The sequence below is a fragment of the Streptomyces sp. NPDC022552 genome (assembly GCF_055561875.1).
In genome coordinates this window covers 182520-206721 of the sequence record NZ_JBVHGJ010000016.1, presented here as the reverse complement: position 1 = coordinate 206721, position 24202 = coordinate 182520, and the positions used below count along the sequence as shown (strand labels likewise).

Annotated in this window: 25 protein-coding genes and 5 tRNA genes; 19 read left to right on the top strand and 11 right to left on the bottom strand. The window is 70.5% G+C overall.

Annotated elements, in window-relative coordinates; genetic code table 11:
• Positions 1-42: 42 nt before the first annotated feature.
• The 4 genes from ACZ3OF_RS31635 to ACZ3OF_RS31620 all read right to left on the bottom strand — a co-directional run bounded on the left by ACZ3OF_RS31635 (position 43) and on the right by ACZ3OF_RS31620 (position 5285).
• A complete protein-coding gene (locus ACZ3OF_RS31635; protein WP_361603801.1) occupies positions 43-636 on the bottom strand; it encodes a GTP-binding protein in 594 nt (197 codons plus the stop codon).
• The gene (locus tag ACZ3OF_RS31630; RefSeq protein WP_260227791.1) at positions 617-1024 is read right to left on the bottom strand and encodes a DUF742 domain-containing protein; all 408 of its coding nucleotides are present in this window, start codon (positions 1022-1024) and stop codon (positions 617-619) included. Before ACZ3OF_RS31630 ends, ACZ3OF_RS31635 begins: the two co-directional genes overlap by 20 nt.
• A 130-nt stretch (positions 1025-1154) precedes the next feature.
• Positions 1155-1568 (bottom strand): roadblock/LC7 domain-containing protein, encoded by a 414-nt coding sequence (locus tag ACZ3OF_RS31625; RefSeq protein ID WP_030325548.1) that lies wholly within the window; start codon positions 1566-1568, stop codon positions 1155-1157.
• A gap of 9 nt (positions 1569-1577) precedes the next feature.
• Positions 1578-5285 (bottom strand): sensor histidine kinase, encoded by a 3708-nt coding sequence (locus tag ACZ3OF_RS31620; protein WP_467308187.1) that lies wholly within the window; start codon positions 5283-5285, stop codon positions 1578-1580.
• Positions 5286-5834: 549 nt separating this feature from the next.
• On the opposite strand from ACZ3OF_RS31620, the gene ACZ3OF_RS31615 reads away from it, so the two are divergent.
• The 3 genes from ACZ3OF_RS31615 (at position 5835) to gltX (ending at position 8407) form a co-directional block, all read left to right on the top strand.
• A complete protein-coding gene (locus ACZ3OF_RS31615; protein ID WP_361681724.1) occupies positions 5835-6023 on the top strand; it encodes a hypothetical protein in 189 nt (62 codons plus the stop codon).
• Between the two features lie 130 nt (positions 6024-6153).
• Positions 6154-6939 carry a fumarylacetoacetate hydrolase family protein gene (locus ACZ3OF_RS31610; RefSeq protein ID WP_361681703.1) on the top strand — a complete coding sequence of 262 codons (786 nt, stop codon included), beginning with the start codon at positions 6154-6156 and terminating at the stop codon, positions 6937-6939.
• The gene (gltX, locus tag ACZ3OF_RS31605; RefSeq protein ID WP_361681700.1) at positions 6932-8407 is read left to right on the top strand and encodes a glutamate--tRNA ligase; all 1476 of its coding nucleotides are present in this window, start codon (positions 6932-6934) and stop codon (positions 8405-8407) included. Before ACZ3OF_RS31610 ends, gltX begins: the two co-directional genes overlap by 8 nt.
• Before the next feature lie 79 nt (positions 8408-8486).
• Here the strand turns inward: gltX and ACZ3OF_RS31600 are convergent, their stop codons facing one another.
• The 3 genes from ACZ3OF_RS31600 to ACZ3OF_RS31590 are packed head-to-tail and all read right to left on the bottom strand — an operon-like array spanning position 8487 to position 10188.
• A complete protein-coding gene (locus tag ACZ3OF_RS31600; RefSeq protein ID WP_361681697.1) occupies positions 8487-8816 on the bottom strand; it encodes a helix-turn-helix domain-containing protein in 330 nt (109 codons plus the stop codon).
• 32 nt (positions 8817-8848) lie between these two features.
• Positions 8849-9790: a hypothetical protein gene (locus ACZ3OF_RS31595; protein ID WP_361681695.1), complete on the bottom strand. Its 942-nt coding sequence runs from the start codon at positions 9788-9790 to the stop codon at positions 8849-8851.
• Positions 9790-10188, bottom strand: coding sequence for a hypothetical protein (locus ACZ3OF_RS31590; RefSeq protein WP_361759758.1), 399 nt, complete (start codon positions 10186-10188; stop codon positions 9790-9792). The genes ACZ3OF_RS31595 and ACZ3OF_RS31590 overlap by 1 nt, the downstream gene beginning before the upstream one ends.
• 226 nt (positions 10189-10414) lie before the next feature.
• Here ACZ3OF_RS31590 and ACZ3OF_RS31585 point away from each other — a divergent pair, with 226 nt between their 5' ends.
• The 9 genes from ACZ3OF_RS31585 to ACZ3OF_RS31545 all read left to right on the top strand — a co-directional run bounded on the left by ACZ3OF_RS31585 (position 10415) and on the right by ACZ3OF_RS31545 (position 15340).
• Positions 10415-11947 carry a peptidoglycan-binding protein gene (locus ACZ3OF_RS31585; protein ID WP_361681692.1) on the top strand — a complete coding sequence of 511 codons (1533 nt, stop codon included), beginning with the start codon at positions 10415-10417 and terminating at the stop codon, positions 11945-11947.
• Positions 11948-12024: 77 nt separating this feature from the next.
• The gene (locus ACZ3OF_RS31580; RefSeq protein ID WP_361681721.1) at positions 12025-12711 is read left to right on the top strand and encodes an ABC transporter ATP-binding protein; all 687 of its coding nucleotides are present in this window, start codon (positions 12025-12027) and stop codon (positions 12709-12711) included.
• Positions 12708-13949: an ABC transporter permease gene (locus tag ACZ3OF_RS31575; RefSeq protein WP_467308180.1), complete on the top strand. Its 1242-nt coding sequence runs from the start codon at positions 12708-12710 to the stop codon at positions 13947-13949. The genes ACZ3OF_RS31580 and ACZ3OF_RS31575 overlap by 4 nt, the downstream gene beginning before the upstream one ends.
• A gap of 48 nt (positions 13950-13997) precedes the next feature.
• Positions 13998-14720: an HAD family hydrolase gene (locus tag ACZ3OF_RS31570; RefSeq protein WP_361681686.1), complete on the top strand. Its 723-nt coding sequence runs from the start codon at positions 13998-14000 to the stop codon at positions 14718-14720.
• 94 nt (positions 14721-14814) lie between these two features.
• Positions 14815-14886, top strand: a tRNA-Gln gene (locus tag ACZ3OF_RS31565).
• A gap of 43 nt (positions 14887-14929) precedes the next feature.
• A tRNA-Glu gene (locus tag ACZ3OF_RS31560) sits at positions 14930-15002 on the top strand.
• A 61-nt stretch (positions 15003-15063) separates the two neighbouring features.
• Positions 15064-15136 (top strand) — tRNA-Glu (locus ACZ3OF_RS31555).
• 16 nt (positions 15137-15152) lie between these two features.
• Positions 15153-15224: transfer RNA gene (locus ACZ3OF_RS31550), tRNA-Gln, on the top strand.
• A 40-nt stretch (positions 15225-15264) separates the two neighbouring features.
• Positions 15265-15340 (top strand) — tRNA-Glu (locus ACZ3OF_RS31545).
• A 127-nt stretch (positions 15341-15467) separates the two neighbouring features.
• On the opposite strand, the gene ndgR is transcribed toward ACZ3OF_RS31545, so the two are convergent.
• Entirely contained in the window at positions 15468-16184 is a 717-nt protein-coding gene (ndgR, locus tag ACZ3OF_RS31540; protein WP_005311436.1) for an IclR family transcriptional regulator NdgR, read from the bottom strand.
• 140 nt (positions 16185-16324) lie between these two features.
• Here ndgR and leuC point away from each other — a divergent pair, with 140 nt between their 5' ends.
• The 4 genes from leuC (at position 16325) to ACZ3OF_RS31520 (ending at position 19496) form a co-directional block, all read left to right on the top strand.
• Positions 16325-17749 (top strand): 3-isopropylmalate dehydratase large subunit, encoded by a 1425-nt coding sequence (gene leuC, locus ACZ3OF_RS31535; RefSeq protein ID WP_361434522.1) that lies wholly within the window; start codon positions 16325-16327, stop codon positions 17747-17749.
• Positions 17750-17755: 6 nt separating this feature from the next.
• Entirely contained in the window at positions 17756-18349 is a 594-nt protein-coding gene (leuD, locus tag ACZ3OF_RS31530; RefSeq protein ID WP_361681683.1) for a 3-isopropylmalate dehydratase small subunit, read from the top strand.
• Positions 18350-18453: 104 nt separating this feature from the next.
• A complete protein-coding gene (locus ACZ3OF_RS31525) occupies positions 18454-18681 on the top strand; it encodes an SCO5555 family protein (RefSeq protein ID WP_031013922.1) in 228 nt (75 codons plus the stop codon).
• 143 nt (positions 18682-18824) lie between these two features.
• On the top strand, positions 18825-19496 hold the full coding sequence (locus ACZ3OF_RS31520; RefSeq protein WP_467308176.1) for an HU family DNA-binding protein: 672 nt from the start codon (positions 18825-18827) through the stop codon (positions 19494-19496).
• A gap of 157 nt (positions 19497-19653) precedes the next feature.
• Here ACZ3OF_RS31520 and ACZ3OF_RS31515 read toward each other — a convergent pair whose 3' ends face one another.
• Positions 19654-19863 carry a hypothetical protein gene (locus ACZ3OF_RS31515; protein ID WP_361681677.1) on the bottom strand — a complete coding sequence of 70 codons (210 nt, stop codon included), beginning with the start codon at positions 19861-19863 and terminating at the stop codon, positions 19654-19656.
• A 10-nt stretch (positions 19864-19873) separates the two neighbouring features.
• Positions 19874-20536: a 2-phospho-L-lactate guanylyltransferase gene (cofC, locus tag ACZ3OF_RS31510; protein WP_361681674.1), complete on the bottom strand. Its 663-nt coding sequence runs from the start codon at positions 20534-20536 to the stop codon at positions 19874-19876.
• Between the two features lie 163 nt (positions 20537-20699).
• Between cofC and ACZ3OF_RS31505 the strand changes: the two genes are divergently transcribed.
• From ACZ3OF_RS31505 to ACZ3OF_RS31495, 3 genes are all read left to right on the top strand, one after another.
• Positions 20700-21452, top strand: coding sequence for a lysophospholipid acyltransferase family protein (locus ACZ3OF_RS31505; RefSeq protein WP_467308173.1), 753 nt, complete (start codon positions 20700-20702; stop codon positions 21450-21452).
• Positions 21449-22450 (top strand): NAD(P)H-dependent glycerol-3-phosphate dehydrogenase, encoded by a 1002-nt coding sequence (locus ACZ3OF_RS31500; RefSeq protein WP_361681668.1) that lies wholly within the window; start codon positions 21449-21451, stop codon positions 22448-22450. Before ACZ3OF_RS31505 ends, ACZ3OF_RS31500 begins: the two co-directional genes overlap by 4 nt.
• A 90-nt stretch (positions 22451-22540) precedes the next feature.
• Positions 22541-23680, top strand: coding sequence for a D-alanine--D-alanine ligase family protein (locus tag ACZ3OF_RS31495; RefSeq protein ID WP_467308171.1), 1140 nt, complete (start codon positions 22541-22543; stop codon positions 23678-23680).
• A 9-nt stretch (positions 23681-23689) separates the two neighbouring features.
• On the opposite strand, the gene ACZ3OF_RS31490 is transcribed toward ACZ3OF_RS31495, so the two are convergent.
• Positions 23690-24184 carry a DUF3515 domain-containing protein gene (locus ACZ3OF_RS31490; protein WP_361681718.1) on the bottom strand — a complete coding sequence of 165 codons (495 nt, stop codon included), beginning with the start codon at positions 24182-24184 and terminating at the stop codon, positions 23690-23692.
• Positions 24185-24202: the final 18 nt, after the last annotated feature.

Sequence of the window (24202 nt, the reverse complement as noted above, 5' to 3'; positions counted from 1 at the left end):
CGCCCCCTCAAATGACGTACGACAACTTCCGTACGCGTTCTCCTACTTGAGTCGTGCCATCAATGCGTGCTCCACCAGCGTGATCAACGCGCTCTTGGCGTCGGCACGATGGCGGGCGTCGGTGGTGATGATCGGGGTGCCGGGGCCGATCTGGAGGGCCTCGCGGACCTCCTCCGGCGTATACGGCTGATGCCCCTCGAACCCGTTCAGGGCGACGACGAACGGCAGACCGCTGTTCTCGAAGTAGTCGACCGCGGGGAAGCAGTCGGCGAGACGGCGGGTGTCCACGAGCACGACGGCGCCGATGGCGCCGCGGACCAGGTCGTCCCACATGAACCAGAAGCGGTCCTGACCGGGCGTACCGAAGAGGTACAGGATCAGGTCCTGGTCCAGGGTGATACGTCCGAAGTCCATCGCCACCGTGGTGGTGGTCTTGTCGCCGGTGTGCGTCAGGTCGTCGATACCGGCCGAGGCCGAGGTCATCACGGCCTCGGTACGCAGCGGGTTGATCTCCGAGACGGCGCCGACGAACGTGGTCTTGCCGACGCCGAAGCCGCCCGCCACCACGATCTTCGCGCTGGTGGTCGACCGGGCGGCCTGAGGACCGGGGCCGCCGCTAGATCTTCCGAAGTCCACTGAGCACCCTTTCGAGCAGTGTCACGTCCGGCGTGCCGCCGGCCTCTCCGTTGCCCGGCTGGTGGATGGCCACCATGCCCGCCTCCGCCAGGTCGGCGACGAGGATCCGGGCCACACCGAGCGGCATCGACAGAAGCGCCGAGACCTCCGCCACCGACTTGACCTCACGGCAGAGGTGGCAGATCCGCTGGTGCTCGGGGAGCAGGGTGGCGAGGTGCGCCGGGTCGGCCGTGGTGCTGACCAGGGCCTCTATGGCGAGTTGGTACCGCGGCCGGGTCCGGCCGCCGGTCATCGCATAGGGCCGGACCAGCGGCTGGTCGCCCTCATGTCCGTACGACTCGTCGAGAGAGCCGCCGTACGGATCGTGAGAGGCGGGGGGCGGGGTCATGAATCCTCCGGGCGTGACGGCACGAGGTCATGCCGTTCGATGGGGCCGGTGGGGGGCCGGGTGGGGCGGCCGGACGGTTTCTTGAAGCCCAGGGCGGCACGGAGGGGCGTGCCGCCCTGTCGATACGTGTCTAGTGCAGCAGGCTCCCCTGGAGCTCGGCACGGAGGTCCGGGGTGAGGACACTGCCGGCCCGGTCGACCAGGAGCGTCATCTCGTAGCCCACGAGGCCGATGTCGCACTCCGGGTGCGCCAGTACGGCCAGCGAGGAACCGTCGGAGACGGACATCAGGAAGAGGAAGCCGCGCTCCATCTCCACGACCGTCTGGGCGACGGGGCCGCCCTCGAAGATCCGGGACGCTCCCGCGGTCAGCGAGGTCAGTCCCGACGCGACCGCCGCCAGCTGATCGGCGCGGTCACGGGGGAATCCTTCCGACATCGCAAGGAGCAGACCGTCGGCGGAGACCACCACCGTGTGGGACACCCCGGGGGTGTTGTCCACGAAGTTGGTGATCAACCAGTTCAGATTCTGCGCAGCCTGGCTCATCGCGCTCAACTAGTGCTCCTGCTGGTGGGTGGGGCCGACGTGGAAACTACCGGTTGTGGAGTTTCCCGCCTGGCGGCCCTGCTGGATGCCGCGGCGCAGATTGGTGAGCCGGCCACGGACGTCATCGGGTGCACGCGAGACCTGCGGGCCGGCCGTGTTGGCCTGCTCCTGCGCGGTCCCGGGTACGAGGTTGGCGCGCGGCACGCGCTTCGGCAGCCCGGAGGTGGTGATGCCACCGGCCGCGGGCTTGCGGACCCGCTCCGCCTGGCGCACCAGCTCGTCGTTGGGCGAGGTCCGCCAGGAGGCGGGACCGCCCTGCTGCTGACCGCCGTTGCCGCCGGCCGGAGCGGCGGGGCGCCGCTGGGCCGGGGGAGCGGACGGGCCCTGCGGCGCCTGCGGCGCCTGCCGGGCGTCCTGGCCCATGCCGTTGGTGTGCTGCTGGTCCTGGCCGCCCTGCTGCTGGCCGCCCTGGCTCTGGTGGAACCAGTTCGTCTCCAGCGTGTCGTACAGCGGGGTACGAGCGTCGGCGGAGCTGCCGGCCGGAGGCAGGGCCTCGGGCTGACGGGGCTGCTGAAGCTGAGGCTGCTGGGGCTGCTGGGGCAGGTTCCCGGCCGGGCGGGGCGCACCGTAGTCGCCGCCGCCGCCGCGCTGGCGCGGAGCCGGAGCCTGCGGGGCCTGCTGCTGGTAGCCCTGCGGAGCCTGCTGCTGGGGCGCCTGCTGCTGACCGAAGTCCGGGCGCGGGAACTGGGCGGTGGACGCCGGGTCCTGCGGTCCGGGCTGGTAGCCCTGCGGGGCCTGCTGCTGCCGGCCGAGGTCGGGGCGCGGGAACTGACCCGTGGAGCCCGGTCCCTGAGGCGCCGACGGACGGGCGTACTGGCCCGTGTTCTCCGGCTCCTCGTGACCGCGCGGGGCGTCCAGCGGCGACATGTCCTGCTGCTGGCGGCGGACCGGCTGGGCCTGGTCGTTGCCCCAGCTCGTGGACTGCGGGCGCTGCTGCTGCGGGTTGCCCCCCGGCAGCTCGGCGCGCGGGAAACCGCCCTGGCCGGGGCGGCCGCCCTGCGGGGCCTGGTTGCCCTGACCCTGCTGCGGCTGCTGACCCTGGCCCTGCTGCTGGCCCTGACCCTGGCTCTGGTTGCCCTGGCCCTGGTTGGGCTGTCCGCCCCAGACGTCTGTACGGGACGGGATGGCGCTCTGCGCGCCGCCGAAGCCACCGGCGCCGAGGCCCGGCCGCTGGGGCTCCGCGGAGACCTGCGGCATCTGCGCCGTCGGCTGGCCGCCCTGCTGCTGCGACTGCTGCTGAGGTGCCTGGCCCTGCGGGCCGTTCTGGCGCGGCGCGCCGTCGCGGCCCGGCAGCGCGGCCCGCGGACCGCTTCCGGCACCGACCTGACCACGGGCGGGGGCAGCACCGGCACCGATCCGGCCGGCGGACGACGCCGACGGCGGCCCACCGAGGCCCGGGCGGGCACCCGTACCGGGAGCGCCGGCCGCGCCGGGGCCGCCGGCGAGACGGCCACCGGGAGCGGACGAACCCTGCGGCATCGCGCCCTGGCCGCCGGCGCCCGGCTTGGGAGCCGGCTTCTTGCCGCCGTGGGCGACGTCGACCGGGAGCATGACGAGCGCGGTGGTGCCGCCGGAGTCCGACGGGCGCAGCTGGATCCGGATGCCGTGTCGCAGGGACAGGCGGCCGACCACGAACAGACCCATGCGGCGGGAGACGGAGACGTCCACGGTCGGCGGCGAGGCCAGCCGCTCGTTGATCGCGGCGAGGTCCTCGGGGGAGAGGCCGATGCCGGTGTCGTGGATCTCGACGAGCACCCGGCCGTCGGGCAGCGCGTGACCGGTGACGCGGACCTTCGTCTGCGGCGAGGAGAACGAGGTGGCGTTCTCCAGCAGCTCGGCGAGGAGGTGCACGAGGTCGTTGACGACGCGGCCGGCGACCTCGGTCGCGGGGACGGCGGCCAGTTCGATGCGCTCGTACTGCTCCACCTCGGAGGCGGCGGCACGGAGCACGTCGACGAGCGGGACCGGGCGGGTCCACCGGCGGCCCGGCTCCTCACCCGCGAGGACGAGGAGGTTCTCACCGTTACGGCGCATGCGGGTGGCGAGGTGGTCGAGCTTGAAGAGCGAGGAGAGCTGGTCCGGGTCGGCCTCGCGGGACTCCAGCTCGGAGATGAGCGAGAGCTGACGCTGGATAAGACCCTGGGAGCGGCGCGAGAGGTTGGTGAACATCGCGTTGACGTTGCCCCGGAGGAGGGCCTGCTCGGCGGCGAGGCGGACCGCCTCGCGGTGCACGTCGTCGAAGGCCGCGGCCACCTGGCCGATCTCGTCCCGGGAGTGCACACCGACGGACTCGACGGAGGTGTCGACGTCCTGCGGGTCGGCCTCGGAGAGCTGCTTGACGAGCTCGGGCAGCCGGTCCTGGGCGACCTTCGTGGCGGTGTCCTGGAGTCGCCGCAGCGACCGGATCATGGACCGGGCCACGACGAAGGCGCCGACGAGGGAGACACCGAGGACGAGGAGGATCAGGGCACCGTTGATGATCGCTTCGCGCTGCGACTCCGCGCGCAGCTCACGGGCCTTGGTCTCCATCTTGTCGAGGAGGTCGGCCTCGATCTTGTTCATGGCCTGGATCTTGGTGCCGTACTCGTCCGTGAAGTTGAGGTAACCGCGCGGGGCGCGGCCGGCCAGTCCGGAGTCGTTGCTCAGCACGCGGTCCGCGTACTTGTCGGCGGCGTCGATGGACGGGTTGCCGGTGCTCAGCGAGCTGGTCAGCGCGTCGGCGTCGCCGCCGGCCGACTCGAAGATGGTCTGGAACTGCTTGAGTTCCACCTTCTCGCCCTGCTGGGCGGCGTAGCCGTAGAGACGGTCACCGGGCTCCAGCTTGCCGGTCCGGCTGTCGTTCGCCGGGAGCGCGGAGGCGATGATCGCCTGCTGGACCGAGGCGTACTCCTTGGCGGACGAGAAGGCCGCGAGGGCCCGGGTCCGCTTGATCATCTCGGGGTTGCTGGTCGCCTGCGCCATGTCCTGGGAGAGGCTGAGCAGCGAGCGGATGAGCCGGCTGTACGCCTCGACCGTCACCGAGCGGGCGACGCCGTCCTTGTACGCCTCCTGGCGGATGCCACCGATCTGGACGACCTGGGACGCGATCTGGCTGACGTTCTGGCGGATGCTCTGCAGCGCCTCGTCGCCCTCGGTGGCCGGGATCTCCGAGGTGGCGTCCATGAACGCCTTCTGGGCCCGGTCGGTGTTCTTCCGCGGGTTGGCGATCTGGTAGTCGTTGGCCGACTTGCCGTTGGCCAGTGGACCGGCGGAGAGGTCGCGCTCGGCCTGGAGGGCCTTGGCGAGGTCCGTCGCCTCTTCGGTCAGCTTGGTCAGCAGCTGCATGTGGTCGAGCTGCTCCATGTCCTGGAGCGACTCGCTGATACGGATGCCGCCGAGGCTGGTGGCCGCGACCACGGGGAGGGTCAGCAGGGCGACCAGACGCGTCGAGATGCGCCAGTTGCGCAGGGCTATTCGAGGCCCGACCTCGTTCTCCGCCCTGGGCTTCTTGCCGGCCGGAGCGGTCGACTCGGAGGCGGAGGCCGTCGAGCCGTCACCGCCTGCCGCACCCTGACCGGGGTTCTGGGCGTGCTGGGCCGAGGAACCGCGGTCGGTCCCGGCGCGAGGCTCCTGCTCCGCGGCAGCGTTGCTGCCATCCCTCTTGAATCGTCCCTGCACTAGCGTCGCAACCTCTGGACCAGGCGTCCTTCCGCGTGAACGGATCGGACGGTGTCGGCGTCTCGGGACGCGAATGCGCCCCAGTGGTGGTCGTCGTGACCGGCGCAGTTCCCCCTTCCCCGCCGCTCACCCGGCGCTGCGTTGCGCCCCCCGCGCGCCGGGTTGAAACCCGCGGCGGTGCGTGGAATTCCAGCACAGTGCCGGATCTCCAACAAGGCCCGCGTGTCGGCCACCGGGCGGCATGACAACCCGTGAACAGGATGTCACCCCATGTAGAAGATGGTCATGGAGGAATCGGATTTATTGCCCCCAAAGGGTCATGGAGTCCGAGTGTCCCAGTCGACATGATCAGGAGCGGAATGAAGCATTCAGTAGGGAAATGTCCGGTTGCTTGACCCTGGGAAGCCGTCCGTAATGCCGGAATCATCCCGGCAGTGGTGAGCAAACTCACACATGGATCGATGTCTTCCCCATGCATTCGAAGGGAATTGCGCGTTTAGCCTGACGCTTTACACAACCCCCCGTTCTGTAGAGGCCTTCGCGATGACGATGAAGACGACGATGCTGCTCCGCTCCACGGCCAACCCCCGCCGCACCACGCTCGCCCACCTCGAGGACGCCGAGCAGCTCGGCCGGGGCGCGCAGCTGGAGCACACGGTCGAGCTCCCCACCCAGACGGCCAATCCTCGCCGCACGGTCCTCATGAACGCCCCCGAGACGGCGCTGCCCGCACAGTAATCCGGCGGCGGCGCCACTTTTCGGGCGGCTCGCCTCCGAGGCGCTCCAGCGTCTCACTCGCCCCGCCCCTTGCCGCGTTAGCCTGGAGCGTCAGACTCCGGCCAGTACCAAGTGAGGGGCGACAGCACTCGTGCGCATCGCCAGATTCTCCATCGACGGCAATGTCGCCTTCGGCGCCGTCGAGGGCGAGGGAACCGTCGAATCCGGCGGCCTCGTCCTCGACATCATCAAGGGCATCCCGTACACCGACTTCGAGCTGAGCGGCACGAAGGTCCCGCTCGGCAAGGTACGGCTCCTGCCGCCCGTGCTCCCCAACAAGGTCGTGGCCATCGGCCGCAACTACGCGGAGCACGCCGCCGAACTCGGCAACGAGGTCCCCGAGGTCCCGGTCGCGTTCTTCAAGCCGACCACCTCCGTGATCGGCCCCGGCGACGCCATCGAGTACCCCTCCTTCTCGAACGAACTGCACCACGAGGCCGAACTGGCCGTGGTCATCGGCCGTATGTGCCGCGAGGTTCCGCGCGAGCGGGTCAAGGACGTCATCTTCGGCTACACCTGCGCCAACGACGTCACCGCCCGCGACGCGCAGGCGCGCGAGAAGCAGTGGGCCCGGGCCAAGGGCTTCGACACCAGCTGCCCGCTGGGCCCCTGGGTCGAGACGGACCTCGACCCGAGCGACCTCACCATCCAGGCCACGGTCAACGGCGAACAGCGCCAGCTCGGTCGTACGAGCGACATGGTCCGCTCCATCGAGGACCTGGTCGTCCACATCACCGAGGCCATGACGCTGCTCCCGGGCGACGTCATCCTCACCGGCACTCCGGCCGGGGTCGGCCCCCTCAACGTCGGCGACGAGGTCGCCGTCACCATCGAAGGCATCGGCACTCTCACCAACAAGGTGATCAAGCGTGGCTAACGCGAACATCCGCGTCCGTTTCTGTCCCTCGCCGACCGGCAACCCCCACGTGGGTCTGGTCCGCACCGCCCTCTTCAACTGGGCCTTCGCCCGGCACAACGAGGGCACCATGGTCTTCCGTATCGAGGACACCGACGCGGCGCGCGACTCCGAGGAGTCGTACAACCAGCTGCTCGACTCGATGCGCTGGCTCGGTCTCGACTGGGACGAGGGCCCGGAGATCGGCGGTCCGCACGAGCCGTACCGCCAGTCGCAGCGGATGGACATCTACAAGGACGTCGCCCAGAAGCTGCTCGACGCCGGGCACGCGTACCACTGCTTCTGCACCGCCGTGGAGCTCGAGGCCCGTCGTGACGCCGCCCGCCTGGCCGGCAAGCCCTCGGGCTACGACGGCACCTGCCGCAACCTGAGCGCCGAGCGCATCGAGCGCTACCGCGCCGAGGGCCGCGAGTCGATCGTCCGCTTCAAGATGCCGGACGAGCCGATCACCTTCACCGACCTGGTCCGCGGCGAGCTCACCTTCACCCCGGACAACGTCCCGGACTACGGCATCGTGCGCGCCAACGGCGCCCCGCTGTACACCCTGGTCAACCCGGTCGACGACGCGCTGATGGAGATCACCCACGTCCTGCGCGGCGAGGACCTGCTCTCCTCCACCCCGCGCCAGATCGCGCTCTACAAGGCGCTGATCGAGCTGGGCGTCGCCAAGGAGATCCCCGCCTTCGGCCACCTGCCGTACGTGATGGGCGAGGGCAACAAGAAGCTCTCCAAGCGAGACCCGCAGGCCTCCCTCAACCTCTACCGGGAGCGCGGCTTCCTCCCCGAGGGCCTCCTGAACTACCTCTCCCTCCTGGGCTGGTCGTTCTCGGCGGACCAGGACATCTTCACCATCGAGCAGATGATCGAGAAGTTCGACATCACCGACGTGAACGCCAACCCGGCGCGCTTCGACCTGAAGAAGGCCGAGTCGATCAACGCCGACCACATCCGCATGCTGGACGTGAAGGCCTTCGCCGCGGCCTGCGAGCCCTGGCTGAGCGCCCCCCACGCCAACTGGGCCCCGGAGGACTTCGACCGCGCCGCGTGGGAGGCCATCGCCCCGCACGCCCAGACCCGCGTCACGGTCCTCTCCGACATCACGGCCAACGTGGACTTCCTCTTCCTGCCCGAGCCGGTCTTCGACCAGCCCTCGTGGGACAAGGCCATGAAGGGCGAGCCCGCAGCCCTCCTGACCACCGCCCGCGCCAAGCTGGAGACGGCCGACTGGAGCGACCCCGAGTCCCTCAAGAACGCCGTCCTGGCCGCCGGTGAGGAGCACGGCCTGAAGCTCGGCAAGGCCCAGGCCCCGGTCCGCGTCGCGGTCACGGGCCGCACGGTCGGCCTCCCGCTCTTCGAGTCCCTGGAGATCCTGGGCAAGGAGAAGACCCTGACCCGCATCGACGCGGCGCTGGCCAAGCTGGCCGCCTGACGGTCCCGGTGTACGACGAGGGGCGCCGGCCATGTGGCCGGCGCCCCTTCGGCGTTCCGTCGGCTGTCGCGTCCTGTGCTCACCCCACCCGCAGGAAAGCGTTCCGCTCCTCGTGCGCGGAGCAGAGCTCCGCGCGGTCCGAGGGCTCGATCAGATCGAACACACCGACCAGGCACAGCTGGAACCGGCTCAGCCCGCCGAGCTTCTGCCGCAGGTTGGCGATGTGGAACTTCACCGTGCGGACCGAGATTCCCAACGCCCTGGAGACCTCGTCGGACTCCGGCCGGGAGACGAGCTGGGCGAGGATCTGGTGCTCCCTGTCGGTGAGGGTGTGCAGACGCGACAGGGCCGTCCTCATGGTGGAGCGCAGCGGCTCCGGCAGACGGCACAGTCTGCATGCGGTGGTCATCGTTCCCCCTGGGCGACAGGGCTCAGGCTCTGTCACCCGGTCAGCGTGGCGGCCAGCTTCAGCCTGCTGTCCACCTGCTCCTTTGCGAGCGCGAGTGTTTCCGCATGCTTCTCGATCAGCTGCTGCTGGTAGGCCTTCGTCGCGGCGTAGTGCACTCCGACGAGGTTTACCTGCTGCTTGCACTCTACGTCGGCCTTGGCGGCGGTGATCGCACGGGTGCCCGAGAGCTCGTCTCCCCGGATACCCAGCTCCTTGCTCGCTCTCATCGGGTCGGAGACCGTGTACCCGGCCTTCGACATGCACGCCGACCACTGCTTGTCGACGGCACGGACCCGGGAGTCCTCGCGGGCCTTCGACTCGGCCTCACCCTTGAGGTTGAAGACGAAGAGGATGTCGACCTCGTTCGCCTTGCGGGCGTAGAGCTTGAGGAAGGACTCGCGGGAGCAGCCGCCCACGGGCACCTTCTGCCCGTTGAACGCGACGTCGCTTCCGCCGGCCTTCTCCGCGTCCTCCAGGTTGGCCGGCAGATCGGCCGGCTTCAGGTCCTGTTTGCCGTTGAGGGCCAGCTGCTCCGCCTGGGTCGGCGGCTTCCCCTGGGCGGGCGGTGTCTCCGCGTTCGCCATCGCGGGGTTCAGATAGCCGTACCGCGCGGCCGCGTCCGGGTCCGTGACACCGAAGATCCGGGCGTTCACCCCGGTCGTCGGAACACGGGGCTGCTCGGGCGCCCTGTAGGCGAAGCCCAGCCGGGCCATGCACTGGTCGACGAGCACGTTCTGGGCCGACGCGAGGGTGTTCTGCTGCTCGGGAGTGGCCTCGTAGGCCTCCAGTGGGAAGGCTGCGCCCGTCGTCCTGAGCATCGTGGGCACGGAACCGAGCGGTGGTTCGGTACGCCGATCGGCGCCGTCCGAGCCCGTGGCAGAACAGCCCGCCAGGGCAAGGACAGCGCCGACGACGATCACATGACGTCGGCTCATTAGAAGATGATCATCGCGGCAGACGAGATCTCGTTGTTGAAGTTGCCGGTGGCGTTGCCCACGTACCCGGCCGGGAGCGATCCGCGGATGCCCTCCTGGTAGTGGTCGGTCCAGACGTACATGGTGCGACCCGCCCAGTTCCGGTACGAGGCCGTGTTGTCGTTCGCGGTCTGACCCGAGCCGCTGCAGGAGCCGACGAAGCGGTCGTCGGCGAAGTCGTTGTCCGAGACGACGTCGAAGACACAGCCGCCCTGGCCCGAGTTGTAGTAGAGACCCAGCTCGAGGTTCTCCAGCACGCCGTTCTTGTCGTCGTACGCCGCCGCCGGACCCGCGGTGCCCAGTGCGAAGCCGCCCACGGCAACCGCCGCGACCGCTGCCTTCAGGATTCGGTTGTTCATTTCGTCCCTTTTCATTCCATGGATCGTGAAGATCTTGCGACCGGGAAGTGGATCACGACTGGAGGGGACCGTCTACTGTCCCCGAGGACAGTAGACGTCTCTGACCTGCACGTCTTACCGTGTCGGCCCGGGCCGGAGGCTTCGGCCCCTGCTCGTCTGGAGCCCCGTTGTTCGTACGGCGGTCGCGGCTGAACCACATACGCCGGTGATACGACGAAGGACGACGATGACGCAGGACACAGATGCCTCGGCGACGGTCGTGGAACAGCTGACCGGACCCGAGACGAGGGGCACCGAAACGGGACCGCGCACAGTGGCGGGCCGACGCCGTTGGGTGGTGGCGGTCGCCGTGGGGGCCGTACTCGCCACGCTCGGGGGCCTGGGCACTGCGCTCCTCGTGAAGTCGCCCGCGCAGGTCGCGGCCGAGGCTTCGGCACCAGCCCCGGACGTGCTGACCGCGCCCGTGGAGCACCGCGTGCTCACCTCCTCCGTCGTCACGCGTGGCGAGGTGGTGGCCGGCCAGGCAGTCGACGTGATCCCACAGGTGTCCGCCGGCGAAGGCGCGGCCCGCGCGGTCGTCACCAAGATCCAGGTGCGGCCGGGGGATTCCGTACGGGCCGGACAGGTCCTGATGGAGGTGTCCGGGCGACCCGTGTTCGTGCTGGAGGGCGGTCTGCCCGTCTACCGCGACCTGCGGCCCGGCACCACCGGTGACGACGTGCGGCAGCTGCAGCAGGCGCTGCGCGAGCGTGGCCACGCGACGGGGCCCGACGAGGCGGGCCGCTTCGGCGCCCGTACGAAGGCGGCGCTCAACGCCTTCTACCGGTCCGTGGGTTACGACCCGGTGTCCGCGACGCCCGAGGGCGAAGGCGATCCGCTCGTGGGGGCCCGCGAGCAGGTGACCGCCGCCGAACGTGCCCTGGAGGACGCCGTGGACACCGCGTCGGCGGGCGCGGGGAAGGGCTCCCGGTCGTCCTCGCCGTCGCCCTCCGCGTTTCCCTCGGCCTCCGCCGACAAGGAAACGACCGACGACGGCGACCTGCGGAAGGCCGTACGCAGGGCGCGCGAAGACCTTGCCGCGGCGCGGACGAAGCTCGCCACCGCCGAGGCGGCCGCGGGACCGATGCTGCCCGCAGCCGAGGTGGTCTTCCTCAAGAGCTTCCCGGCACGCGTCGACTCGGTGTCTGCGAAGGTCGGCGGTGAGGCGACCGGCACCGCGATGAGGCTCTCGGCGGGGCAGCTCGTCGTCCAGGCGCACGTCCCCGAGTACCAGAAGGACCTCATCCGCCCCGGCAGCGCGGCCGAGATCTACTCCGAGGTGACCGGGGCCTCCGCGCGGGGCAAGGTCACCGCCGTCTCCGACGCCCCCGTCCAGGCCGGAGCTACCGGAGGCCAGGGGCAGGGGACCCAGGACGGCGGCGCGCAGACGGGGCAGGGAGCGACCGGCTGGCTTGTGGAGATCACCCCCGGCACCCCGCTGAAGTCCGATCTGACCGGCCAGGACGTGCGCGTCACCGTCGTCGCGGCCTCGACCGGTGGCAAGGCCCTGGTCGTGCCGATCACCGCGATCAGCTCCGGCGCGGACGGCCGGGCCACCGTGACCGTGGTGGAGGCCGGCGGCGACCGGCGCAGGGTGGAGATACGCGCGGGCACGGCCGGCGACGGCTACGTGGCCGTCGAGCCGGTCGCGGACCTCGGCGCGCTTGCCCCCGGCGCTCAGGTGATCACGGGCGTCTCCCGCGAGCGGACCGATCCGTGACGGGCGCCCCCGCCTTCGCCCCGGCCTCCGCCGACGGGCCCGGCCTCGCCCTCGGCGCCCCGGCCTCCGTACCGGTCATCGAGTTCCGTCAGGTCGGGCTGACCTACCCCGGGCCGCCCCCCGTGGCCGCCCTCAGACCCTGCGACCTGGCCGTCGGGCGCGGCGAGTTCGTGGCCGTCGTCGGCCCGTCGGGCTCGGGGAAGTCCACGTTCCTCAACATCGCCGGACTGCTCGACGCGCCCACCGACGGGACCTACCTGCTGGACGGCATCGACACCGGATCGCTCCGGGACGCCGACCGCACCGCGCTGCGCGGACGGCGGATCGGATTCGTCTTCCAGTCCTTCCATCTGCTGCCCCAGCGCAGCGCGTTGGAGAACGTCACCCTCGCCCTGGTCTACAACGGCGCGCCCCGCCGGGAGCGGGCCGCCCGCGCCCGCGAGGCGCTGGAGCAGGTCGGCCTGGGCCACCGCGTCGACACCCTGCCCACCCGGCTGTCGGGCGGCGAACGGCAGCGGGTGGCCGTCGCCCGCGCACTGGTGACCCGGCCCTCCCTCCTGCTCTGCGACGAACCGACCGGCAACCTCGACACCGCCAACGCCGACGCCGTGCTGGCGCTCCTGGAGAAGCTGCACGCGGACGGAATGACGGTCGTGGTCATCACCCATGACCCGGCGGTCGCCGCGCGCGCCAAGCGCACGGTGACGATCCGGGACGGCCGGCTGAGCATGTCGGGCACGGCGGAGCACGAGGAGGTCCGATGAGGCGGATGCGGCGCGGGGGAACGGTCCCGCATTCCGTCTTCGCCTGGCGGGACGTGCTGGCCGAGTCCCTCGCCGGAATGATCCAGCGTCCCGGGCGATCCGCGCTGACCGCACTCGGCACGGTCCTCGGCGTAGGGTCGTTCGTCGCGGTCCTCGGGCTGACGGCCACCACCTCGTCGCAGATCGACGCGCGCTTCAACGCCCTCAGCGCGACCGAGGTGACCGTCGTGGACGTCGCCCGCCAACAGGACGAGTTCGCCGGACCCGCCTTTCCGGCGGACGCCGACGCGCGGATCGAGCGGCTGAACGGCGTCGAACACGCCGGAGTGTTCTGGCCCGTCCGGCTGGCGCCCGACGAGTCCGTACGCGCCTCCGCCCTCGCCGGCCCCGACGGCGACCAGGGCGGGGTCGACGTCGTCGCCGCGTCGCCCGGAGTCCTCGCCGCGGCGGGCGCCCGTCTCGTCGAGGGCAGGATCTACGACGCCTACGCGTCGGAGCGCGGGGAGCCGGTGGCCGTCGTGGGTGAGGGAGTCGCCGACCGGCTCGGCATCACCACCCTGGAGACCCACCCGGCGATCTTCATCGGCGGAAGGCCGTTCACCGTCACGGGCATCGTCGCCGGGACGGACCGGAAGGCCGATCTGCTGCTGTCGGTCGTCGTACCGCGCACCACGGCGGAACGCGTCTGGGGGCAGCCGGAGGACGGCGGGGCGCAGATGCTGGTCTCGACCGAGCTGGGCGCCGCCTCGCAGATCGCCCACGAGGCCGCGACGGCGCTGCGCCCGGACCACCCGGAGTACTTCAAGGTCGTTCCGCCGCCGGACCCCAAGGCGCTGCGGGGCGAGATCGGCGACGACCTGAACCGGCTCTTCCTGCTGCTGGCGTCCATCTGTCTGGTGATCGGCGCGGTGGGCATCGCCAACACCACGCTGGTCGCCGTCCTGGAGCGCACGGGGGAGATCGGCCTGCGCCGGGCGCTGGGCGCGCGCGGACGTCACATCACCGTGCAGTTCCTCGCGGAGTCCGGCGCGCTCGGAGCGCTGGGCGGCCTCGTCGGCACGTCCCTGGGCGTCCTGACGGTCGTGGGGGTCGCGGTGGTCCGCGACTGGACCCCGGTGATCCATCCGACGACGGCCGCGGGCGCCCCGGCCATCGGCCTGGTGACGGGCGTCGTCGCGGGCCTCTACCCCGCGTGGCGTGCGGCCAGGATCGAGCCCGCGGAGGCGCTGCGCCGCTGATCCGGGGAACGGGCGGCGTCGGCTCCGGCGGCGGAGTACGTTCGGAGCATGCCCATCCGCGCGGTCCTCTGGGACATCGACGACACGATCTTCGACTACTCCCGCGCCGACCTGGCCGGCATGCGCGGCCATCTCACCGCCGAGGGCCTGGTGGACGGATTCGACTCCGTCGACCAGGCCCTTCGACGTTGGCAGGAGATCACGGTCGTCCACTGGAGGCGCTTCGAGGCCGGGGGCGTGGACTTCCAGGAGCAGCGGCGCGAGCGGGTGCGGGAGTTCCTCGCCGTGCCCGGTCTGGTCGCCGCCGAGGCGGACGCCTGGTTCGAGCGGTACATCGCGCACTACGAAGCGGCCTGGGAGCTGTTCCCCGACGCCGTCCCCGTGCTCGACCTGCTCGCGGGTGACTACCGTCACGCCGTCCTGTCGAACTCCTCGATCCACAACCAGGACCGCAAGCTGCGCGTGCTCGGCGTACGGGACCGCTTCGAGGCCGTCGTGTGCGCCGCGGAGCTCGGGGTCGCCAAGCCGGCCGCCGAGGCCTTCCACGCGGCCTGCGCCGCTCTCGGCCTGGCGCCGGGGGAGGTGGCGTACGTGGGCGACCAGCCGGACATCGACGCCCTGGGAGCGGAGGGCGCCGGGCTCCGGGGCATCTGGCTGGACCGGCTCGGCGCCGGCGGACGGCCCGAGCTGACCCGGATCACCGACCTCCACCAGCTGCCCGCACTGCTGCGCGGCGATACCCGTTTTGGAGCGCCGGACACCTTCGGGTAATGTTCTTCCTGCGCCGAGGGGAGCAAGCCGAAAGGCAGAAACCCACCGGAGCACAACCCGAACAAGATCCCCCTCGACGGGGATCGCGTTTTGGTGGCCTATGGTGTAATTGGCAGCACGACTGATTCTGGTTCAGTTAGTCTAGGTTCGAGTCCTGGTAGGCCAGCTCGCAGAGCTCATCTGCATCGTACGCGGATCTCATCCGCAAAGCCCCCGTTGTGTAGCGGCCTAGCACGCTGCCCTCTCAAGGCAGTAGCGCCGGTTCGAATCCGGTCGGGGGTACAGATCCTTCCCGCGGGATCACCTGGGTCGCACCCGGTGAACCCGATGCAGGATCGCTAGGGCCCCCGTTGTGTAGCGGCCTAGCACGCCGCCCTCTCAAGGCGGTAGCGCCGGTTCGAATCCGGTCGGGGGTACTGGTCTAAACCACCATGGCCTATGGTGTAATTGGCAACACTACGGTTTCTGGTACCGTCATTCTAGGTTCGAGTCCTGGTAGGCCAGCTCGCAGAGCTCATCTGCATCCGCGGATCTGATCCGCAAGGCCCCCGTTGTGTAGCGGCCTAGCACGCCGCCCTCTCAAGGCGGTAGCGCCGGTTCGAATCCGGTCGGGGGTACCACATGAAGAAGCCCTTCCCTTCGGGGGAGGGCTTCTTCGCCGTTCAGGACAGCCCACGCACAACTCCGGCCCACCGCTGCGGCGTTGAAGCGGTGGGCCGGTGTTCGGCAGGAAGGACGTGAAGCGCGTCAGCCGTTGCGGCGGAGCGCCTCGGAGAGGCGGGCGGCGGCGTCGATGACGGCCTGGGCGTGCATACGGCCCGGGTGGCGCGTCAGACGCTCGATCGGCCCGGAGACCGACACGGCGGCCACCACGCGGTTCGAGGGGCCGCGCACGGGCGCGGAGACGGACGCGACGCCCGGCTCGCGCTCGCCGATCGACTGGGCCCACCCTCGGCGCCGTACGCCCGAGAGGGCCGTCGCCGTGAAGCGGGCGCCCTGAAGACCGCGGTGGAGCCGCTCGGGCTCCTCCCAGGCCATCAGGATCTGCGCCGAGGAGCCGGCCTTCATCGTCAGCGTCGAGCCGACCGGGACCGTGTCCCGAAGGCCGGACAGCCGCTCGGCGGCCGCCACGCAGATGCGCATGTCGCCCTGACGCCGGTAGAGCTGGGCGCTCTCGCCGGTGACATCGCGCAGATGCGTCAGTACCGGGCCCGCCGTGGCGAGCAGGCGGTCCTCACCGGCCGCGGCGGCGAGCTCCGCCAGGCGCGGTCCGAGGATGAACCGGCCCTGCATGTCGCGCGCCACCATCCGGTGGTGTTCCAGTGCCACGGCGAGGCGATGTGCCGTGGGTCGTGCGAGTCCCGTCGCCGCGACCAGACCTGCGAGGGTGGCCGGACCGGACTCCAGGGCGCTCAGGACAAGGGCTGCCTTGTCGAGAACACCCACGCCGCTAGAGTTGTCCATGCAACGATATTCACGTCTCACTCTGTGAAACGCAAGTTCAATTTTCCAGGGATCTTGCGACCCTGGTGAGGCGGCCGCACAACGGCTCGCGAAACGGGTCTCTAGTTGTGCCGACGTAGACGTCGGCCGGAGGGAAAGCGATGGGTAGGACACTCGCGGAGAAGGTCTGGGACGACCATGTCGTCCGGCGCGCCGAGGGCGAGCCCGACCTCCTCTTCATCGATCTGCACCTGCTGCACGAGGTGACCAGCCCCCAGGCGTTCGACGGCCTGCGTCAGAACGGCCGGCAGGTGCGGCGCCTCGACCTCACCATCGCCACCGAGGACCACAACACCCCGACCCTCGACATCGACAAGCCCATCGCCGACCCCGTCTCGCGCGCCCAGTTGGAGACGCTGCGGAAGAACTGCGCCGAGTTCGGCGTACGGCTGCACCCGCTGGGCGACGTCGAGCAGGGCGTCGTCCACGTCGTGGGCCCGCAGCTGGGCCTGACCCAGCCCGGCACCACCGTGGTCTGCGGTGACTCCCACACCTCCACGCACGGCGCATTCGGCGCGCTGGCGTTCGGCATCGGCACCAGCCAGGTCGAGCACGTCCTGGCCACCCAGACGCTGCCCCTGGCCCGCCCCAAGACCATGGCGATCACGGTCGACGGCGAGCTGCCCGAGGACGTCACGGCCAAGGACCTGATCCTGGCGATCATCGCCAAGATCGGCACTGGCGGCGGCCAGGGCTACATCCTGGAGTACCGCGGCTCCGCCATCGAGAAGCTCTCGATGGAGGCCCGGATGACCATCTGCAACATGTCGATCGAGGCCGGCGCCCGCGCGGGCATGATCGCCCCCGACGAGACCACCTTCGCGTATCTGAAGGGCCGCGCCCACGCCCCCGAGGGCGAGGACTGGGACGCCGCCGTCGCGTACTGGAAGACCCTCGAGTCCGACGAGGACGCGGTCTTCGACGCCGAGGTCGTCATCGACGCCGCCTCCCTGGCGCCGTTCGTCACCTGGGGCACCAACCCCGGCCAGGGTGCGCCGCTTTCGGCGAACGTCCCCGACCCGGCTTCGTACGAAGACGCTTCGGAGCGCCTGGCCGCCGAAAAGGCCCTGGAGTACATGGGGTTGACCGCCGGACAGCCGCTGCGGGACATCAAGGTCGACACCGTCTTCGTAGGCTCCTGCACCAACGGCCGCATCGAGGACCTGCGCAACGCCGCCGCCCTCCTGGAAGGCCGCAAGGTCGCCGACGGCGTCCGGATGCTGGTCGTCCCCGGCTCGGTGCGCGTCGCCCTGCAGGCCGTCGAGGAGGGCCTGGACAAGGTCTTCAAGGAGTCCGGCGCCGAATGGCGGCACGCGGGCTGCTCGATGTGTCTGGGCATGAACCCCGACCAACTGGCGCCCGGTGAGCGCTCCGCGTCCACCTCCAACCGCAACTTCGAGGGCCGGCAGGGCAAGGGCGGCCGTACCCACCTGGTCTCGCCCCAGGTCGCCGCCGCCACCGCCGTACTGGGCCACCTGGCCTCCCCGGCCGATCTGTCCGACGTCGCTACGCCCGCGGGGGTCTGAGGAACCATGGAAGCTTTCACCACGCACACCGGCCGGGCCGTCCCGCTGCGTCGCAGCAACGTCGACACCGACCAGATCATCCCCGCCCACTGGCTGAAGAAGGTCACCCGCGACGGGTTCGAGGACGGGCTGTTCGAGGCCTGGCGCAAGGACTCCGAGTTCGTGCTCAACCGTCCCGAGCGGCAGGGCGCCACGGTCCTGGTGGCCGGCCCCGACTTCGGCACCGGCTCCTCCCGTGAGCACGCCGTCTGGGCGCTGCAGAACTACGGCTTCAAGACCGTCATCTCCTCCCGGTTCGCCGACATCTTCCGCGGCAACTCGCTGAAGAACGGTCTGCTGACGGTCGTCCTCGACCAGCCCACCGTGGACGCCCTCTGGGAGCTGACCGAGGCCGACCCTACGGCTGAAATCACTGTTGACTTGGAGCGCCGCAAGGTGCTGGCGGCCGGGATCGACGTCGACTTCGAGCTCGACGAGAACGCCCGCTGGCGTCTGCTGAACGGTCTCGACGACATCAGCCTCACCCTTCAGAACGAAGCCGACATCGCCGCCTACGAGGCGTCCAGGCCGGCCTTCAAACCCCGTACAATTACGGCCTGAGCAGCGCTTTTCCATGACTGCGCCCCCCACCCTCCGGTGGGGGGCGCAGTCGCTTGTTGAGACCCTGTCGGGCGACAACTCGCCCTAGATGGCACAATCGGTGCATGGAACGCGACAGCCAACTCGAGCTCTACGAGGCAGTCGCCGCCCGATTGAAGGAAGCGCACACAAGAGTGCGCGCACTGCAAGTCCCGGAGGGCGTAAGGATGGCGCTGTCCCGGAAGCTGCTGGTCGTCACGGCAGCGGCGAAGCACGATCTCGCGGACGCGGCAACGCGTCTCGACCGGTTGATGAAGGACCTCGACGAGGGCCGATTCCCTGAAGACGACTGACACCAGGAACTCCGCAACGGCACTTCCGCGTTGCGGCACTAGGGTGATTAGCCCGTTTCGTGTTTGATTTGCGGTATATACATGCCTAACGTGCGAAAAAGCTTGAACACTTTCGTTCTGGCAATGTCTCCGAAGGGGAAGACGTGAACAAGGCGCAGCTCGTAGAAGCGATTGCCGACAAGATGGGCGGTCGCCAGCAGGCGGCCGACGCCGTCGACCACGTGCTCGACGCCATCGTGCGTGCCGTGGTCTCCGGGGACCGTGTCTCGGTCACCGGCTTCGGCTCGTTCGAGAAGGTCGACCGTCCGGCCCGGTACGCCCGTAACCCGCAGACGGGTGAGCGCGTGCGGGTCAAGAAGACCTCGGTTCCGCGCTTCCGTGCGGGTCAGGGCTTCAAGGACCTGGTCAGCGGCTCGAAGAAGCTCCCCAAGGGTGGCGAGGTCGCGGTCAAGAAGGCGCCCAAGGGCAGCCTGATGGGCGGCGGCGCCTCGGCGACCGTGAAGAAGGCCGCGGCCAAGAAGGCCACCACCGCCAAGAAGGCGGCCGCGAAGAAGGCCACCCCGGCGAAGAAGACCACCGCGGCGAAGACCACGGCGGCCAAGAAGGCCACCACCAAGAAGACCGCCGCGGCGGCCAAGAAGACCACGGCGGCGGTCAAGAAGGCGACGCCCGCGAAGAAGACCACCACCGCGGCGGCGAAGAAGGCCACCGCCAAGAAGACCGCGCCGGCGAAGAAGGCCACGGCGAAGAAGGCGCCCGCCAAGAAGACGACGGCGCGCAAGACCACCGCCAAGAAGACCGCCGCGAAGAAGTAGGAGTAAGCGGCACAAGGGTCGAGGGCCACTCACACGCCGGGCCGGGCTCCCCTCGGGGAGCCCGGCCCGCGGCGCGTGGACGCCCTGTTCGGCCGCGTTCACACGTTCTTCGGCCGCGCGTACGCCCTGTTCGGCCCAGTGGTGCCGGTCGAATCGTTCAGAGGGTCTGCAGCGTCACCAGCGTGATCCGAAGCCCCGTGCCGTCCGTGCCCGGCTCCGTCTCGATCCGCACCCGCTGCCCCGGACGCAGCAGCCGCAGCCCGCCCGCGTCGAAGGCCTCGGCCCCGAACTCCACCGGGGTGCCGTCGTCGAGCAGCACACTGCCGCTGCGGGTCTCGGGGTCGTACGTGTACGCGGTCGCCTGCATGGGCCGCAGCCTATCCGGCCGCGCGATCACCGGCCGCACGATCCCAGCGGGCGGCCGTCCGCGGACCGATCCCCAACGCCAGCGCGGCCGCCAGATCCTCGCCGGTGTCCACGTCCCGGCGTACGGAATCCACCCCGGCCAGTCTGATTTCCACCGCCCCGGACGACAAATGCCTGAGCCGCGAAGCACCCCCGAAAGCAGGTGTCAATTCCACGCCCGGACCCGCCGAGAGGAATGTCGTACCTATTTCGGCGGCATCCGCGAGAAATGTCCGGGGGAATTCACCGGCCGCTTCCAGGACCCGGGCGAGCTCCGCGGGCCGCAGCGCGGGCAGGTCCGCGTTGAGCGCCGCCACGCGCGCGTGGGGCCGGGCGTCCCGTACCGTCCGCGCCCCGTGCGCCAGCGCCTCGTTGAGCCCGGCGGCCGGGGAGTCCGGCACGATCCGCGCCCCGAGCGCCGCCAGTGCCGCCGCGGCCACCTGATCATCCGTGACGACCGCCACATCCCGCACCCGCCCGCACGCGAGCGCCGCGGCCACCGTGTCCTGCGCGAACGCCAGCGCGAGCCGCGGACGCAAGCCGTGACCGGCGGCCGCGGCGAGCCTGCTCTTCGCCCGCGCAAGGGGCTTCAGGGGCACGACCAGGGACCAGCCGTCGTCCGGATCGATGTTCATCGCGGCCCATTGTGACCCGACACCACGCCCCCGCGTCCGACGGGCCGGAGGGCCCGGCGCCCGGCGCCCGCGCGAGCCCGGGGCGTACGGTGTTCTCGACAGACCAGGAGCATGGGGCGACACTTGGCCCCCTGCACGCCAGTCTCCAGAGGAAGGTGCACGAGTGTCCCGCCGCAGAATCGGCTTCTGGTACCGCCTGGCGGCGGTCATCGCCAAGCCCCCACTGGTGGTTCTGTTCAAGCGGGACTGGCGCGGAACGGAACACATTCCGGCCGACGGCGGATTCATCACCGCCGTCAATCACAACTCGTATCTGGACCCGCTGTCCTACGCGCATTTCCAGTACAACACCGGACGCGTTCCGCGCTTTCTCGCCAAGGCCGCCCTCTTCAAGGGTTCGTTCGTCGGCACCATGCTGCGGGGCACCGGACAGATCCCCGTCTACCGCGAGACGACCAACGCCCTGGACGCCTTCCGGGCCGCCGTCGAGGCCATCGAGCGCGGCGAGTGCGTCGCCTTCTACCCCGAGGGCACCCTCACCCGTGACCCCGACATGTGGCCCATGGCGGGCAAGACCGGCGCCGCCCGCGTCGCGCTCCTCACCAAGGCCCCGGTCATCCCGGTCGCCCAGTGGGGCGCCAACCTCGCGATGCCGCCGTACGCCAAGGAGAACAAGCTCAGCCTGTTCCCGCGCAAGACGCTGATCGTGCAGGCCGGTCCGCCCGTCGACCTCTCGCGCTTCCACGGCCAGGAGCCCACGCCGGAGGTGCTGCGCGAGGCGACCGAGGTCATCATGGCGGCGATCACCGCGCTCCTGGAGGAGGTCCGGGGCGAGCAGGCGCCGGCCGAGCCGTACGACCACCGCAGGGCCCGGCTGGAACAGCGGCGCAAGGCCGCCGGGGAGGGCATGAAGTGACCAAGGCAGCCGTATTCGGAACCGGATCCTGGGGCACCGCCTTCGGCATGGTGCTCGCCGACGCGGGCTGCGACGTCACCCTCTGGGGACGTCGCGCAGAACTCGCCGACGCCATCAACACCACCCGCACCAACCCCGACTACCTCCCGGGTGTCGAACTCCCCGCGAACGTCCGGGCCACCACCGACCCCGCCGAGGCCGCCCACGACGCCGACTTCACCGTCCTCGTCGTGCCCTCGCAGACGCTCCGCGCCAACCTCGCCGAGTGGGCCCCCAAGCTGGCCCCCGGCACCGTCCTCGTCTCCCTGATGAAGGGCGTCGAACTGGGCACCGCCAAGCGCATGAGCGAGGTCATCACCGAGGTCGCCGACGTGCCCGTGGAGCGCGTCGCGGTCCTCACCGGCCCCAACCTGGCCAAGGAGATCGCCGCCCGGCAGCCCGCGGCCGCCGTCGTCGCCTGCGCCGACGAATCGGTCGCCCAGCGGCTCCAGACCGCCTGCATGACGCCGTACTTCCGCCCGTACACCAACACCGACGTCGTCGGCTGCGAACTCGGCGGCGCGGTCAAGAACGTCATCGGGCTCGCCGTCGGCATCGCCGACGGCATGGGGCTCGGCGACAACTCCAAGGCCACCCTGATCACCCGCGGCCTCGCCGAGACCACCCGGCTCGGCCTCGCCATGGGCGCCGACCCGCTCACCTTCTCCGGCCTCGCCGGCCTCGGTGACCTGGTCGCCACCTGCTCCTCGCCGCTCTCCCGGAACCACACCTTCGGCACGAACCTCGGCCGCGGGATGACCCTGGAGGAGACGATCGCGGCGACCAAGCAGACCGCCGAGGGCGTCAAGTCCTGCGAGTCCGTGCTCGATCTGGCCCGCCGCCACGGTGTCGACATGCCGATCACCGAAACCGTCGTCTCGATCGTCCACGAGGGCAAGCCGCCGATCGTCGCCCTCAAGGAACTGATGTCGCGCAGCGCCAAGTCCGAGCGCCGCTGACGCCCTCCGGGGGACACGCGCTACGCCGGACGCGCGCGGCGGGCCGGGGCTCTTAAGCGGATCGAACACGCAAGGTACGCTCAACGCGTTATGAGCGAGAACACCCAGAGCCCCCGCAAGCCGCGCGTGGCCGTCGTCTTCGGCGGACGCAGCTCCGAGCACGCCATCTCCGTCGTCACGGCCGGCGCCGTCCTGAGCGCCATCGACCGGACCAAGTACGACGTGCTGCCCATCGGCATCACGACGGACGGGCGCTGGGCGCTGACCGCCGACGCCCCCGAGCGGATGGCCATCGCCGACCGCGCGCTGCCGAACGTCGCCGACCTCACCGAGTCCGAGGAGGGCGCCGTCGTCCTCTCCGTCGACCCGGCCAACCGCGACGTCGTGTACACCGAGCCCGGCTCCGTGCCGAAGGCCCTCGGCCAGGTCGACGTCGTCTTCCCGATGCTGCACGGCCCGTACGGCGAGGACGGCACCCTCCAGGGCCTCCTGGAGCTCTCCGGCGTCCCCTACGTCGGCGCGGGCGTGCTCGCCTCCGCCGTCGGCCAGGACAAGGAGTACATGAAGCGGGTGTTCACCTCCTTCGGGCTGCCCGTCGGCCCGTACGAGGTCATCCGGCCGCGCGAGTGGGAGCAGAACCCCGCGGCCGCCCGCAAGAAGATCGTCGAGTTCGCAGCCGACCACGGCTGGCCGCTCTTCGTGAAGCCCGCCCGCGGCGGGTCCTCCATGGGCATCACCAAGGTCGACGACCTCTCCGGCCTGGACGAGGCCATCGACGAGGCCAGGCGCCACGACCCCAAGATCCTCGTCGAGTCGCTGCTGCGCGGCCGCGAGATCGAGTGCGGCGTCCTGGAGTTCGAGGACGGCCCGCGCGCGAGCGTGCCGGCGGAGATCCCGCCCGTCACCGACCACGACTTCTACGACTTCGAGGCCAAGTACATCGACTCGGCGTCCGGGATCGTCCCCGCGCCGATCGGCGACGAGGCCACCGCCGAGGTCCAGCGCCTCGCGGTCGCCGCGTACGAGGCCGTCTCCTGCGAGGGCCTGGTCCGCGCCGACTTCTTCCTCACGGAGGAGGGCGAGTTCGTGATCAACGAGATCAACACCATGCCGGGCTTCACCCCGATCTCCATGTACCCGCGCATGTGGCAGGAGAGCGGCGTCAGCTACCCCGAGCTGGTGGACCGCCTGATCCAGGCCGCCCTCACCCGCTCCACGGGCCTGCGCTAGCGGAAGGCCCTAGTCGCACTCCGGTTCCAGTGCGCAGGGCACGGCCTTCTTCACGGGGGCGGCGAGATCGACGAGCGGGCCGATGTCATGCGCGTACCGCTCGTCGAGGCTCACCTCGATGTACGTCTCGCGGTACACCGAGGTGAACCGGGGTCCGTCGCCCTCCCGCTGTTCGAGCATCCAGCGCACGCCGTCAACCGAGACGCCCTGCGTCTGCGGATCGGTCATCTTTTCGGGCCGGGGGACCCCGCAGCGCAGTACGATCGCCGCATCCCCCCAACCGGCGGTCAGCTCGGAGCCAGGCTCAGGATCGTTCCGTTCCAGCCCCGCCACGGTCTCGGGAAGCTCCTTCGCCAGGGCCTGGCAGAGGGTCGCTTCCGCGGCCGGCGGGCTGGGAACCGGGATCGAACCCTTCGCGTCCGTGGAGGAGCAGCCCGCGGCAGTCAGCAGCAGCAACGCGGCCGCGACGGCGGCGGGCAGGCCGAAAGGCCGGTGGGAAGACATCACCGGCCAAGGGTAGAC

Bases quoted from the DNA above. Each gene is read 5' to 3' on its own strand.
- ACZ3OF_RS31630 (WP_260227791.1), bottom strand. From the start codon at position 1,024: ATGACCCCGCCCCCCGCCTCTCACGATCCGTACGGCGGCTCTCTCGAC.
- ACZ3OF_RS31625 (WP_030325548.1), bottom strand. From the start codon at position 1,568: ATGAGCCAGGCTGCGCAGAATCTGAACTGGTTGATCACCAACTTCGTG.
- ACZ3OF_RS31615 (WP_361681724.1), top strand. From the start codon at position 5,835: ATGAAGACGACGATGCTGCTCCGCTCCACGGCCAACCCCCGCCGCACC.
- ACZ3OF_RS31600 (WP_361681697.1), bottom strand. From the start codon at position 8,816: ATGACCACCGCATGCAGACTGTGCCGTCTGCCGGAGCCGCTGCGCTCC.
- ACZ3OF_RS31595 (WP_361681695.1), bottom strand. From the start codon at position 9,790: ATGAGCCGACGTCATGTGATCGTCGTCGGCGCTGTCCTTGCCCTGGCG.
- ACZ3OF_RS31590 (WP_361759758.1), bottom strand. From the start codon at position 10,188: ATGAACAACCGAATCCTGAAGGCAGCGGTCGCGGCGGTTGCCGTGGGC.
- ACZ3OF_RS31585 (WP_361681692.1), top strand. From the start codon at position 10,415: ATGACGCAGGACACAGATGCCTCGGCGACGGTCGTGGAACAGCTGACC.
- ACZ3OF_RS31575 (WP_467308180.1), top strand. From the start codon at position 12,708: ATGAGGCGGATGCGGCGCGGGGGAACGGTCCCGCATTCCGTCTTCGCC.
- ACZ3OF_RS31570 (WP_361681686.1), top strand. From the start codon at position 13,998: ATGCCCATCCGCGCGGTCCTCTGGGACATCGACGACACGATCTTCGAC.
- ndgR (WP_005311436.1), bottom strand. From the start codon at position 16,184: ATGGACAACTCTAGCGGCGTGGGTGTTCTCGACAAGGCAGCCCTTGTC.
- leuC (WP_361434522.1), top strand. From the start codon at position 16,325: ATGGGTAGGACACTCGCGGAGAAGGTCTGGGACGACCATGTCGTCCGG.
- leuD (WP_361681683.1), top strand. From the start codon at position 17,756: ATGGAAGCTTTCACCACGCACACCGGCCGGGCCGTCCCGCTGCGTCGC.
- ACZ3OF_RS31525 (WP_031013922.1), top strand. From the start codon at position 18,454: ATGGAACGCGACAGCCAACTCGAGCTCTACGAGGCAGTCGCCGCCCGA.
- ACZ3OF_RS31515 (WP_361681677.1), bottom strand. From the start codon at position 19,863: ATGCAGGCGACCGCGTACACGTACGACCCCGAGACCCGCAGCGGCAGT.
- cofC (WP_361681674.1), bottom strand. From the start codon at position 20,536: ATGAACATCGATCCGGACGACGGCTGGTCCCTGGTCGTGCCCCTGAAG.
- ACZ3OF_RS31495 (WP_467308171.1), top strand. From the start codon at position 22,541: ATGAGCGAGAACACCCAGAGCCCCCGCAAGCCGCGCGTGGCCGTCGTC.
- ACZ3OF_RS31490 (WP_361681718.1), bottom strand. From the start codon at position 24,184: ATGTCTTCCCACCGGCCTTTCGGCCTGCCCGCCGCCGTCGCGGCCGCG.